Below are 13,381 nucleotides of genomic sequence, written 5' to 3'. Positions count from 1 at the left end.
TTTAAAAAATTAGGTGAATTTTGCAGTTCACCATTATTTTTTGAGGATTAGTTTCCCGGGAATATTCACACTATTAACTAATGAGCGACAATACGATAAATCGAAAACAGTTTTTAAGAATGGGAGCTGCAGCAACTGGAGCTGCCTTGTTTTCCGGAATAGGCGGTACTGCAATGGCGCATTCAATTGAGGAACCGGAGTATATTACCGCTGGTGCGAAGGAATATATTTTAACCAATGTAAGACTGGAAGATGGGTTTGAGTACAATGAAAAAAAAGAAGTAATTGCCACCAAAACCAATTTGTACAATGTACATATTTCAGATGGAAAAATTAAAAAAATTACAACCGACAAACCTGATGGTAAATTAAAAAAAGTAGATGCCAAAGGTCTATTGATGCTTCCGGGATTGCGTGACATGCACATACATATAGATAAAACCTTTTACGGTGGAAAATGGAATGCTGCTCCCAGAAAAGGATTTACGGTAAAAGACATGATTACGCTGGAGCAAAAAATAATTCCGGAACTGCTTGTTGATTCTCAATATAAAGCAGAGCAGGCCATTCAGTTGATGAAAAGTCAAGGGAGCTATTTTGCCCGTTGCCAATGTAATATTGACCCCGTGAGTGGATTAAAAAGTCTGGAGCATTTGTTGAAGGCTTTAGATAATAATAAAGACAGTTTTGGATGGGAGATTGTGGCTTTTCCACAACACGGAATTTTATATTCGCAATCAGAGCCTCTATTAAGAGAAGCCGCAAAAATGGGGGTAGATTTTATTGGCGGTCTTGATCCTACAACGGTTGACGGAAATATGGAGAAATCACTTGACAGCATGTTCCAGATCGCAATAGACAATAATAAAGGGATTGATATTCATTTGCACGAATCGCCTCCTTCAGGGAAATCGGCTATAGAATACATCATTAAAAGAACCGAAGAGAACAAACAATTACAAGGAAAAACCTATATCAGTCATGGTTTTGCATTGGCCAGAATGGATCCGAAAGATTTAGAAGGAATTGCCGAAAAAATGGGAGCACTTGGTATAGGCGTTATTTCGACAGTGCCGATCGGAAAAACTATAATGCCTATTCCGACTTTAAAGAAGTACGGTGTAAAACTGATGACGGGTACTGACAGTATTGTAGACCACTGGATGCCTTTTGGAACCTGTGACATGCTGGAAAAAGCAAAATTATGCGCACAATTATATGGCTGGACAGACGAGTACAATTTGAGTCGTGCTTTGCATATCGCCACCACAAACGAGGTGTTGCCGCTTAACGATACAGGTGTACGCGTATGGCCTGCAGCGGGGGATGATGCCCACTTTATTTTGGTAAAAGCAAGCTGTTCAGCCGAAGCAGTAGCCCGCCTACCAAAAAGAGAAGGGGTGTTTTTTAAGGGGAAAATGATAGCAGGACAGATCGCCGGATTGTAAAAAAACTTTAAAGCGTATTTCTTACTGTCAATAGGCTGATCAGAACAGATATAGTTGTCTGCGAAAGAATAATGGTTTGGATTTTATATTTAATCGGAGTTAAAAACATAAAAAAACAATCAGAACCACTAGGTTCTGATTGTTTTTTGTTTGAAATTGATTTTGAACTTATGACAGGTGGTACCTCATCATAAGGATATAGCGTAATTTTTTTATATATTATTTACCATTTGATGTACATACTGCCCCAGGAGAATCCTGCTCCAAAAGCTGTAATAACAAGATTATCTCCCTTTTTGAAATCGTTTTTGAAATCCCAAAGACATAACGGGATGGTTGCCGCTGTAGTGTTACCGTATCTTTGAATGTTTACTTTAAACTTTTCAATGCCAATTCCGATTTCTTCACTTACCGCCTGAATGATTCTTAAGTTAGCCTGATGAGGGATTACCCAGTCTACCATATCCGGAGTCAATGAAGCTTTTTCCATTAGTTCTTTCGAAGTACCGCTCATGTTTCTCACAGCGTGTTTAAAAACGGTTCTTCCTTCCTGATGTACAAAGTGCTGTTTGTTTTGAATGGTTTCTTCTGTTGTTGACAAAAGAGAACCTCCGGCACGTACAGAAAGGAATTCAGCACCTGTTCCGTCTGTTCTGAAAATATTTTGATGAATACCACGACCGTCTGTAGTAGGTTGTAAAAGTACAGCACCAGCGCCGTCGCCAAATAAAATACAGCTGTTTCGGTCTTCATAATTAACGATCGAACTCATTTTATCGGCACCAACTACAACAACATTTTTGTATCTGCCGCTTTCAATAAAGCTTGCGCCTACCGAAAGTGCATATAAAAAGCCACTGCAGGCAGCGTTAAGGTCAAATCCCCAGGCACTTTTCAGTCCTGCTTTTTCGCATACCAAACTGGCAGCGGGAGTAAGAATATGGTCGGGTGTTGATGTTGCGAGTATAAGACAATCAATATCCAGAGGATTTATATCATAATTTTTTATTAAATCTTTAATGGCGAAAGAAGCCATATCTGAGGTTGCCAGTGTAGGGTCATCCAATATTCTTCTTTCTTTTATACCTGTTCGAGAGGTAATCCACTCATCTGTTGTATCTATTCTTTTTTCTAAATCAGTATTGCTTAAAACCGTTTCCGGTACATATCCTCCAATAGCAATAATGGAAGCCTTTGTTGTATTCATTGAATTTTTTGTTTCTCTTTTAGTGTTCTTTTAATTTTGACTTTCGGCCCAAAACCTTTCTCCAGTCCATTTTACAAGAGTTTTTCGAAGAATATGTAGTACGAGGGGCATCTTCATTTACAGGGGCGCAATTTAACAAATATAAAGATGCAAAAATCTTGAGATTTGTTAATTTACTTTTAATATTTCTGTTTCACTTCATTATTAATAAAATCAAATCCTGTTTCGAATGATTTTGTTTCAGTTCTGCAATGTTTATAAAAAAAGCAATCGAACTGGACTTATCATTTGTCGCAAAAATGCTTTTTTGTTACGGTTCGGTTTAAAAAAGTGAAGAATGTTTAAAATAGCATTCTTTTAATAAATGAATGAGATTTGACCGTATTCATTGTCAAAAGTGTAATATGGATTAATTAACTCTTGTTTTTATAAAGATAATTCTATCTTTACGCCCAGATTCAGGTCTGTTTTTTCTTTAGAGAAAACAGTTAAAAGGGAATCAGGTGTAAATCCTGAACAGACCCGCTACTGTAAGTTCTGTAAAAGTCTTTAACGTTACTCATGCCATTGTCCGCCGTAGCGGATGAGAAGGCTGTTTAAAGATGGAACAAGTCAGGAGACCTGCCGGAATCACATAGTTTAAGACTTTCGTGGAATAAAGTTGAACAACAATAAACGGACCTGTTATTTTTTAATGGGATCCTGCCTTATTGCTTTTTTGACGATCACATTCCGAAGTTTATTTAATTAAATCAGTGATGTGTAAGACCAGAAAATTACTTTTATTTCTTTTCGTATTGTTAGCTCCCGTCGTACTTCGCTCGCAGACTACTAAGGACAGTTTGAGGGTTTTGAAAGAAGTACTGTTAAAAGCAAAACCTTATCAGGAAGTGATTCCCGTACAAAGCCTCTCAGGAGTACTGCTTGAAAACTTAGCCAGCCACAATGTGGCCGATGCACTTCGTTATTTTGCCGGAGTACAAATCAAGGACTATGGTGGTCTGGGCGGACTTAAAACGGTGGATGTACGTAACATGGGAACGCATCACGTGGGTGTTTTTTATGACGGAATTCAGTTAGGAAATGCACAGAACGGAGTTACGGATTTAGGAAAATACTCCCTCGATGATATGGAATCGCTCACCATGTATAATGGTCAGAAGAGTGAAATATTTCAGTCAGCTAAAGACTTTGCAGCAGCTTCTACTATTTACTTGCGCACCAAACGGCCTGTTTTTGAGAATAACAAAAAGACCAATTTCTTACTGCGTTATAAAACGATGTCTATCAATTACAATGATCTTTCTTTTAGATTGGAGCAGAAATTAAGTGATAAAGTAAGTTGGAGCGCCAGTTCTGAATACATAAAATCTAACGGAGAATACAAATTCAGATACAAAAGAAACAATCTCGACGGTACTGTGGCTTATGATACCTCAGCAACGAGACACAATAGTGATATAGAAGCATTTCGTTTCGAGTCTGGTCTGTACGGGAAAATGAAGAACGGTACCTGGGATGCCAAAGTGTATTATTATGGTTCCGAAAGAGGAGCACCGGGAGCTATTGTAGAAAATAAATTTTCGGATGGTTTTAGACAGTACGACAAGAATTTTTTTGCACAGGGTACTTTTATAAAAGACCTTAGCGAAAGATATAAATTCCAGGCTAAGGCAAAATATGCCTATGATTATACCCATTATGTAGCCAGAGACACCACCAGTGTACTGGGTGAAGTGGTTACCGAAGGCGCTCAATCTGACGATAGTTATTACCAGCAGGAATATTATCTCTCAGCAGTCAATCTGTACAAGATTCTACCCACCTGGGACGTTTCGTTGTCGACTGATTTTCAATACAACCGGCTTAATGCAACCAGAAAAGGGATAAAGACCCTGTTCTCTTATCCGGAGCGCTACACCGCTTTGTTTGCGCTGGCAAGTTCCTACAGACTGGATGGCTTTAAAGTTTTGGGAAGCGTTGTGGGAACACACGTGCAGGAAGAAGTGCGTTACAATGCCAAAGCTCCTGATAAAACAGAATTTACTCCTGCTATATTTTTGGGTTACACTCCTTTTAAAGCGTATGATTTTAATGTAAGGGCTTTTGCGAAACGTATGTTCCGAATGCCTACGTTTAATGATTTGTATTATACGATGGTTGGCTCCAGTACGTTAAGGCCCGAATACATGAATCAGTACGATGTTGGATTTACCTACAACATACCGGTGGAGAAAGGTTTCCTGGATCAGTTTTCTCTTCAGATTGATGGATATTATACCAATACAAAAGATAAAATAATTGCCGCTCCAACCGGAAATTTATTCCGTTGGATGATGACCAATATCGGGCAGGTGAAAGGAAAAGGAATAGAGTCGGCTGTGGATATGAAAATGCATTTCGGCAAAGTAAATCTGACTACTCATTTAACCTATACGTATTCGGAGAGTCGAGATTACACCAAGTTTGCCGGTTTGGAATTATCCTCTTACGGAGATCAGATTCCTTACACACCGTGGCACAGCGGATCCGGAATATTAAATGCAGATTATAAGTCATGGAATTTTAACTACAGCTTTATATATGTAGGAAAACGCTACAACGGAAATGTAAACAATATCAAAATTAATGAAGTGCAGCCTTGGTACACACATGATTTGGCGGTTCAGAAAATGTTCTCCTTTCATCAGTATAAAGTAAAAGGAACAATCGAATTGAACAATGCCCTAAATCAGCAGTACGAAGTGATTTATAACTATCCGATGCCGGGCCGTACTTTAAAATTTATAATCAGTATTGCACTATGAAAAAGAGAAGTACCCGATTCCTGCTTAGTTTATTTGTTGCACTTCTTTTGGTTTCCTGTAGAGAAGAAGAAACTGTTTTTCCGTCTTCGGATAAAAGCGTTGCCGCACCCAGAAGCGATGGCAACATAGAAGGATTTTATCTTTTAAACGAAGGTAATATGGGAATGAACCGCGCCAGTATTGACGTGTTCAATTACAGAACCGGGAATTATACCACCGATATTTACTCCGAACGCAATCCCACAGTGGTAAAAGAACTGGGGGATGTGGGTAACGATATAAAAATTTACGGGAATAAAGTGTATGCGGTTATCAACTGTTCCAATAAGGTGGAGGTAATCGACAAATGGACGGCAAAACGAATCAAAAAAATAGACATTCCGAATTGCCGATATGTCGCTTTCTACAAAAACAAAGCCTATGTAAGTTCGTATTCAGGTCCCGTTGCCATTGATCCAAATGCCGAAATTGGATTTGTAGCAGAAATAGATACGACTTCATTAGAAATAAAACGCAAAGTGACCGTTGGTTATCAGCCGGAACAAATGGTGGTACAAAACGGAAAATTGTATGTAGCCAATTCAGGAGGTTACCGTGTGCCTAATTATGACAGAACTGTATCGGTAATCGATCTTGAAACTTTTACCGAAATAAAAAAAATAGATGTGGGGATCAATCTCCACAGCATGCAGGTAGACAGCAGGGGAGATATCTACGTAAGTTCCAGAGGCGATTATTACAACACTCCTTCTAATCTTTTTGTGATCGATACAAAAACAGACGAGAAGAAAATGCAGCTTGATATTCCCGTTTCGGCAACATGTCTCGTCGATGATTTGCTTTATTACTACAGTGTTTCATGGAGTTATCTCACCAATAGCAATAAAGTTTCCTATGGAATATTAGATACAAAGACCAAAAAAGTCATAAATAATAAAATCATTACGGATGGTACCGACAAACAGATCATGATTCCTTATGGCTTGCAGGTAAATCCCGAAACAAAAGAAGTATATGTCACCGATGCCCAAAATTATGTGGTAACAGGTTATATCTACTGTTTTACTCCTGAAGGAAAATTAAAATGGAAGACTACAGCCGGAAATATTCCTGCTCATATTGCTTTTATAACTAAAAAGTGAAGAGTGAAGAGTGAAGAATTAGATGTTACGCTCACTGGAAATTTATTTTGTTGTACCTCAGCAATCATGTGTCATTAAAGAATAAAAATAAAAAAATATGAAAAGAGTCCCTTTTGCACTTTTAAAGAGTACGCTAGTATTAACCCTCCTACTGGGATTTATTTCCTGCGGAACTGATCGGGAAGATGATTCTGGAAATCAAAATCAGGGAGAAACATTAAAAGAGTCTTATACCATTGACCGTTTTAAAGTGCTGAATATTGATTTGAAAATGCCCGTTAATTCAAAATTAACCTGGAGCATTAAAGATTCGGTAATTTCAGAAAGCCTTCAGCTGGATTTTATTAGTCCGTATTTAAAGAACTATCCCTTAACCTTAAAGGTGGAGACCAATGGAGTTGTAAAAACATATCAATCTTCTATCAATGTAACAAAAGAGATCGGGAATTATAGCAAGTACATTTCTAATGTGTTTGATTTTCGTCCCGGAGTAGGTCAGTTTACTAACGAACTTCCGCTGTATGCAACCGGAAATACCGAAAGTAATCTGATTAATGCCGCTAAGAAATCACTTGTAGGTTCAAACGCATCAATGATTTCTTTAGGAGGGTTTGGAGGTTATGTTGTATTTGGTTTCGACCATACGATTCCAAATATGAATGGCCGCGATTTCAAAGTTCTGGGAAATGCTTTTTGGGCTAACGATGCTGCTGAAGGGCGTTCAGGATCTTGCGAACCCGGAATTATTCAGGTGGCTTACGATAAAAATAAAAATGGAAAACCCGATGAAGACGAATGGTACGAAATAGCCGGAAGTGAGTATTTTAAAAATACGACTGTGAAGAATTACAGTATCACCTATTTGAAACCGGATCCTAACAAACAGCCCGTAGCAGGTCAGGACTTTTGGCAAACGGATGTACAGTACATTAAATGGGAAGACAATCAGGGAAGTTCAGGATACAAAACTAAAAATGGATTTCATGAACAAAGCTATTACCCACTATGGATTACAGAGGCTTCCTATACGCTCAAAGGAACCAAAATTAAAGACAATTATTACGATCAAAGTGGTACAGGAAGTTATTGGGTAGGCAAAGGTTTTGATTTTGGTTATGCTGATAATGCACCAAATGGTGATGAAGGCTCTAATATTGATATTTCATGGGCCGTAGACAAAAACGGAAAATATGTAAAACTTCCCGGAATTGACTTTGTTAAAATACATACCGCAATCAATCAGGAAGCTGGCTGGCTGGGAGAAGTTTCTACAGATGTGGCCGGAGCTTTTGACCTGTACCTTAAATAATAGAATTTTTAAATTAAATATAAGATGAAGAAAAATTACTTGTTGTTATTGATGTTCCTTTTTGCATGTTCTATTCAGGGGCAGATGATAATGGAGAGCAGAGTAGTTGAGGATGGTAAACAAAATGCAGCAGCAAAAAACAGGACTGGTAAAAGTGCGACAACTTTTGGAGATATACAGTATTGGGTAGGTAGCGGTTCTAATAAAGCAGCATTTGTAGTGCAGTGGAATGATGGAAAAAATTCCGATGCCCTAATCTGGGGATTCAGATGGGATGGTAATGCGACAGGTGAAGACATGCTAAAAGCCATATTAAAAACAGATCGTCGTTTTTTCGCTTTGTTGTATAAAGGAACACAAACTGGATCTTTGACAGGAGGATTGGGTTTTGATCTGAATGGAATTAAAACGATAGGACTTTATAAAGGCACAGATTATACTTATCCTCTTTATCCAACAAATGGTTTTGTGAATACAGCTACTTATGATTTTGACAACTATACGGCCATAGATGCTAATGACCACTGGCAGGCCGGATATACAAATGGAGAATGGTCGTATTGGACGAAAAATGCTGCCGACCCTGATTTTGGTGCTGTAAGCACAGGGGCATCCAGTCGTGTTTTAGAAAATGGCTCCTGGGATGTCTGGAATTATGCACCATCTAAGATTGTACAGCCTATAGCGGGAACTTTTACCCCGGTTACACCTTATGTAGAGGCAACCGATTTTACCAACGGTTATTTTGTAGTAAATGAAGACTGGTTTGGTCATACTAATGGTTCCGCGAATTTTATCAATAAAGATGGAAGTATTAATTATCGAATTTATAGTACTGCAAATAATAATGAAACTTTTGGTGTTACCACTTGTTATGGAACAATTTACGGAGATAAAATTTATTTTGTTTCAAAACAGGCAGCAAGTGGAGGAGATCAAAATTTCAGTCCCGGTGGTAGATTAGTGGTTGCTAATGCACAAAACATGAAGAAAATTGCCGGATTTGCTAATATCGGTGGAGGAGACGGGCGTTCCTTTGTAGGGGTTAATGAAAACACAGGATATATTGGTACTTCAAAAGGGATCTTTCTTTTTGATATTGCCAACTTAAAAGTAGGAGCTGTAATAGCCGGAACAAGTAGTGTTGGACAAATAGGCAATATGATTCGTACCTCTCAGTACGTATTTGTCGTTTCGCAAAATGGAGGAGTTCTGGTAATTGATCCAAACAATAATACTTTGGTTAAGACGATTACAGGGAAATTTCACTCTATAGCTCAGGCTAAAGACGGAAGTGTATGGGGAATTCAGGATCAGAAATTAATTAATATTAATGCTACAAGTTTTACGGTAACGGAATATGCAATTCCAACAACCAAATACTTAGGTTCTTGGGGAGCCTGGAACGCAGGGAGTTTTACTTATAGTACTCAGGAGAATGCTTTGTATTGGATAAACGCTATAAGCTCTTCTACATCAGGTACAAAAATTGTAAAATTTGACATTGCTTCAAAAAGCTTTAATGAGAATTTTGCAACAATTCCAGGACAGACGGATGCTTTTAAACAGATTCCTTATGGAGCGGCCTTACGTATCGATCCGATTTCAGATGAGTTGATCCTCACTACTACAGAAAACGGATTTGGGGCACATTATCAGAAAAACTGGATTCATACTTTTGATACTACAGGGAGCTTAACCCAGACAAAAGTTTTAGATGATTATTATTGGTTTCCAGCAATTACTGTTTTTCCGGATAAAGCAGCACCGGTAGTGAGTACTACTTTGCCTTCGGAGGTGTCCATAAAAGAACCAGCCGTAATCGATTTAAAAAGCATTGTTTCGGATGCCGATAATTTGTCGTCAGCAATTGTAAAATCAATAAAGTCAGTTAGCGATACGGAAATCGTTTCGGCAATCATAAATGTGAATGATGAATTGGTTTTGACACCAAAAGCTTTAGGGAATGCGATAGTTGTCATACGTTTTAATTCAAATGGGAAGCTGGTTGAAAAATCAATTATCGTAAATACAACAAGCACTTTAGGAACCGGTGAATTCACGAAATTAGAACTGGCAGTTTATCCAAACCCGGTTTCAGATGTATTGAACATTAGAACGGAAGACGAAGTGTTAAAAGTAACTGTTCATGATATTTCGGGTAAATCAATTAACGCTCAGATCAGTAATAACCAGATTAATGTTAGCGATTTTGCCAATGGAATGTACATCATCAATATAGTGACTGATAAAGCAAACTATGTTCAGAAATTTATTAAGAAGTAGGGTGTGAGATGTAAAATGTAAAATATATAGATATAGCCCCTCTTACGGTTTTGTAGGAGGGGTTTTTGATATGATAATAGAGAGAAAATTCAAGTAGAAAAATTTTAAAATTTTCTACTTGAGACTCGTCAAATAAAACTCCGGGAATGTTTTTACGGGGGTATTGGTGGCAATGTCAAATGCAATTTGGGTACACATTCCAGCTACCAGCCAGGATGCAATAGGGAGTTGCGGCGGAGACAGATTTTTGTTTTCCTTTTTGTATTTGTCCAGTATTTCTTCGAGCCACTTTTGTGGGTTTTCCCAGTATCTCATGTATTCTAAAACATAGTCAACCACATTGACTTCACTAAATTTTTCATTTGGCTTTTTTAAAACTTCTAAACCTTCATCCTCTGAAATGACTAACACCAATGCGCCCCATCCGAGGTTATAAGGATGTAAAACCGGAATGTTTTTTTGCTGACAAATCGAGTCGAATATAAGCGGAACATCAGAAGTAAAATCCAGGGCGTTGATCGCAATTTTATGATCGGTTATATAATCTCCAACATTCTCGGGGGTTAAAAAACAATTGTGTATTGTGATCTTTGCCTGACTGTTGATGGACAGCAATCTTTCTTTAAGTGCCTCTACTTTGGGTTGTGCAATATTGTTTTCGGTATAATTTTGTCGGTTTAAATTGGACAATTCGACAACATCACCATCGATAATGGTCAGGGTTTCAAAACCTAATCGCAATAAACATTCAGCAATAGCGCTTCCTATACCTGCTCCGCCTAATAATATCGGAGTGTTTTTTATTAATTCCTGTTCTTCCGGGCTAATATAAAGTCTATTTCTGATATGCCTTTGTTCCATACTTATTTTTTAGAAGTTAAAAATTTGTTCTTTTGACAGAGATAAAAGGGAGTAACAGGAATCCTTAGAGTTTATCAAAACTGTTAATTTATGAATCTGCATCAAAGCTAAATTATCGAAAATAATATTAATATTGAAGCATAAAAACTTAATAATTATGATTTTAAAATGTGTTCGTGCACTATAGCTTCGCGAGGGAAATTGTAATAAAATTTCTGTTTCAGAGTTTGATGATCTGTAATAATAAAAAAAGGAGATACCTAAATATCTCCCTTTGTTGTGGCCTTAACCAGACTACGATTGTGCACAACGTTTAAAAAATGCACAGATGTAAAAAAATGGTACTTTTATTTTTGAAATTTAGCAATACCGGATTTCAGCCATTGTTCATATTCAGTAATGTCAGGAGTATATCCTGCAGGTTTGCTCAGCTTTTGCTCATTCGTATCTAATAAAATATAGTAAGGCTGTGCATTTGCTTTGTAGCGAGTAATTTGAAAATCACTCCATTTGTTTCCAATGGTTGTAATCTTTTTGCCGGTTTCTTTAGATACATATTGTTCTTCAAGAGGTAATTCTCTTTTGTCGTCAACATATAAAGAAATTAGGACGACTTCATTGTTTAAGATGGACAAAATACGAGGATCAGACCATACATAATCTTCCATTTTTCGGCAATTCACACAGGCAAATCCTGTAAAATCTAAAAGGATAGGTTTGTTTACACTTTTGGCGTAGGCCAGTCCTTTTTCATAATCCGTGAAAGCTGTGATGTTATGAGGACCTTTATGAGCTCCGTCTGGTAATACTTTTTCAGCTGATGAGGTATTTTTTCCCGCCCCACCCACGCCATACGGAGATTCGCTATAAGTCATTGGAGGAGGGAAACCACTAATTAATTTCAAAGGAGCACCCCACAATCCTGGAATCAGATAAATGGTAAATGTCAATACGATTAATCCAACACCTAAACGGCCTACCGAAATGGATGATGTAGGAGAATCATGTGGCAAGGTTATTTTTCCAAATAAATAGAAAGCCAGCGTACCAAATATAGCGATCCAAATGGCCAGGAAGATTTCTCTTTCAAACCAGTGCAGCTGTAGCACTAAATCGGCATTAGATAAAAATTTAAATGCCAAAGCCAATTCCAGAAAGCCTAGAAACACTTTTACGGTATTGAGCCAGCCACCAGATTTTGGCAATGTATTTAACCAGCCCGGGAACATGGCAAAAAGCATAAAAGGTAATGCCAAAGCCGATGAGAAACCTAACATTCCCACAATTGGTGCAATTCCACCTTTAGAAGCTGCTTCAACCAATAGAGTTCCTATAATTGGTCCCGTGCAGGAAAAAGAAACAATTGCCAGAGCCAATGCCATAAATACGATTCCAATGATCCCGCCTTTATCTGCCTGCTGATCTACTTTATTGGCCCACGAATTGGGCAACATGATTTCGAAAGCGCCTAAAAAAGAAGAAGCGAATACGACAAGTAAGACAAAAAAGATAATATTAAACCATACGTTGGTCGACAAAGCGTTTAGGGCATCGGCACCAAAAATTAACGTAATTACAGTTCCTAGAAATACATAAATAAGGATGATTGAAATTCCGTAAATAATAGCATTTTTAATTCCCTTAGCTTTCGTTTTACTTTGTTTGGTAAAGAAACTCACTGTCATGGGAATCATAGGAAACACACAAGGGGTAAGCAGTGCAGCAAAACCGGATAAGAACGCAATAAAGAAAATCGTGTATAAACTGGAATCGGATTTTTCAGATTCTGTTTGTTTTTCTATGGTGGGATTTACTGTTGTTTTCTCAGTTTTTTCGTTTGTAATGTCAGCTGCCTGAATTTCTTTTGCTTCAAGCGTTTTGAGATTGAATTCAAAGTACTTGGTTTCGCTAATACAATTCTCTTTACATACCTGATAAGAAAGCTCTACCTGTATGACTTCTTTTTTCGGATTGGTCTGTTTGATTAATTGGGTAAAAACAACTTTGTCCGAAAAGAAAATTTCATCTACACCAAAGATCTCATTGAACTCTCGTTTAGTTTCGCTCTCAGTTGCTTTTCCAACGAGTTCATAATTGTTTTTTATATCATGAAAAAGGAATTCGGCCGGAAGAGGGCCATCTTCAGGAGTGAATTGTGAGTATACATGCCAATCTTTTTCAATAGCTCCTTTAAAAGAAAACTGATATTCGGAATTGGATTTTTTCTCGATCGAAGCTTTCCATTTCACAGGATTTATAATCTGTGCCTGTACTTTGGCTAAAGCCAAAAACAGAAATAATAGATAAAGTATTTTCTTCAT

The 13,381-nt window shown here is 37.7% G+C and carries 8 protein-coding genes and 1 riboswitch; of the genes, 5 read left to right on the top strand and 3 right to left on the bottom strand.

Annotated features, from left to right (window positions below):
- Positions 1-80 precede the first annotated feature (80 nt).
- A complete protein-coding gene (locus OGZ34_RS21030; protein ID WP_263361626.1) occupies positions 81-1,448 on the top strand; it encodes an amidohydrolase in 1,368 nt (455 codons plus the stop codon).
- Between the two features lie 223 nt (positions 1,449-1,671).
- Here the strand turns inward: OGZ34_RS21030 and OGZ34_RS21025 are convergent, their stop codons facing one another.
- Entirely contained in the window at positions 1,672-2,655 is a 984-nt protein-coding gene (locus OGZ34_RS21025; protein ID WP_263361625.1) for a beta-ketoacyl-ACP synthase III, read from the bottom strand.
- 443 nt (positions 2,656-3,098) lie between these two features.
- Positions 3,099-3,298: riboswitch (cobalamin riboswitch) on the top strand.
- 115 nt (positions 3,299-3,413) lie between these two features.
- Between OGZ34_RS21025 and OGZ34_RS21020 the strand changes: the two genes are divergently transcribed.
- From OGZ34_RS21020 to OGZ34_RS21005, 4 genes are all read left to right on the top strand, one after another.
- Positions 3,414-5,462: a TonB-dependent receptor gene (locus OGZ34_RS21020; RefSeq protein ID WP_263361624.1), complete on the top strand. Its 2,049-nt coding sequence runs from the start codon at positions 3,414-3,416 to the stop codon at positions 5,460-5,462.
- Positions 5,459-6,604 carry a YncE family protein gene (locus OGZ34_RS21015; protein ID WP_263361623.1) on the top strand — a complete coding sequence of 382 codons (1,146 nt, stop codon included), beginning with the start codon at positions 5,459-5,461 and terminating at the stop codon, positions 6,602-6,604. Before OGZ34_RS21020 ends, OGZ34_RS21015 begins: the two co-directional genes overlap by 4 nt.
- 97 nt (positions 6,605-6,701) lie before the next feature.
- The gene (locus tag OGZ34_RS21010; RefSeq protein ID WP_263361622.1) at positions 6,702-7,913 is read left to right on the top strand and encodes a cell surface protein; all 1,212 of its coding nucleotides are present in this window, start codon (positions 6,702-6,704) and stop codon (positions 7,911-7,913) included.
- Between the two features lie 24 nt (positions 7,914-7,937).
- Positions 7,938-10,199, top strand: a complete 2,262-nt coding sequence (locus OGZ34_RS21005) for a T9SS type A sorting domain-containing protein (RefSeq protein ID WP_263361621.1) — start codon at positions 7,938-7,940, stop codon at positions 10,197-10,199.
- Between the two features lie 114 nt (positions 10,200-10,313).
- Here OGZ34_RS21005 and OGZ34_RS21000 read toward each other — a convergent pair whose 3' ends face one another.
- Both OGZ34_RS21000 and OGZ34_RS20995 read right to left on the bottom strand, forming a co-directional pair.
- Positions 10,314-11,060 (bottom strand): HesA/MoeB/ThiF family protein, encoded by a 747-nt coding sequence (locus OGZ34_RS21000; RefSeq protein ID WP_263361620.1) that lies wholly within the window; start codon positions 11,058-11,060, stop codon positions 10,314-10,316.
- A 347-nt stretch (positions 11,061-11,407) separates the two neighbouring features.
- Positions 11,408-13,381 carry a protein-disulfide reductase DsbD family protein gene (locus OGZ34_RS20995; protein ID WP_263361619.1) on the bottom strand — a complete coding sequence of 658 codons (1,974 nt, stop codon included), beginning with the start codon at positions 13,379-13,381 and terminating at the stop codon, positions 11,408-11,410.

Source organism: Flavobacterium collinsii (assembly GCF_946903285.1).
In the GTDB taxonomy this organism is placed as follows: domain Bacteria; phylum Bacteroidota; class Bacteroidia; order Flavobacteriales; family Flavobacteriaceae; genus Flavobacterium; species Flavobacterium collinsii.
The sequence above is the reverse complement of the archived record's forward strand: the minus strand, read 5'-3'. Positions and strand labels throughout refer to the sequence as shown.

What these genes read in the sequence shown, in the direction of transcription:
- OGZ34_RS21030 (WP_263361626.1), top strand. Translation starts at nt 81, where the DNA reads ATGAGCGACAATACGATAAATCGAAAACAGTTTTTAAGAATGGGAGCT.
- OGZ34_RS21025 (WP_263361625.1), bottom strand. Translation starts at nt 2,655, where the DNA reads ATGAATACAACAAAGGCTTCCATTATTGCTATTGGAGGATATGTACCG.
- OGZ34_RS21020 (WP_263361624.1), top strand. Translation starts at nt 3,414, where the DNA reads ATGTGTAAGACCAGAAAATTACTTTTATTTCTTTTCGTATTGTTAGCT.
- OGZ34_RS21015 (WP_263361623.1), top strand. Translation starts at nt 5,459, where the DNA reads ATGAAAAAGAGAAGTACCCGATTCCTGCTTAGTTTATTTGTTGCACTT.
- OGZ34_RS21010 (WP_263361622.1), top strand. Translation starts at nt 6,702, where the DNA reads ATGAAAAGAGTCCCTTTTGCACTTTTAAAGAGTACGCTAGTATTAACC.
- OGZ34_RS21005 (WP_263361621.1), top strand. Translation starts at nt 7,938, where the DNA reads ATGAAGAAAAATTACTTGTTGTTATTGATGTTCCTTTTTGCATGTTCT.
- OGZ34_RS21000 (WP_263361620.1), bottom strand. Translation starts at nt 11,060, where the DNA reads ATGGAACAAAGGCATATCAGAAATAGACTTTATATTAGCCCGGAAGAA.
- OGZ34_RS20995 (WP_263361619.1), bottom strand. Translation starts at nt 13,381, where the DNA reads ATGAAGAAAATACTTTATCTATTATTTCTGTTTTTGGCTTTAGCCAAA.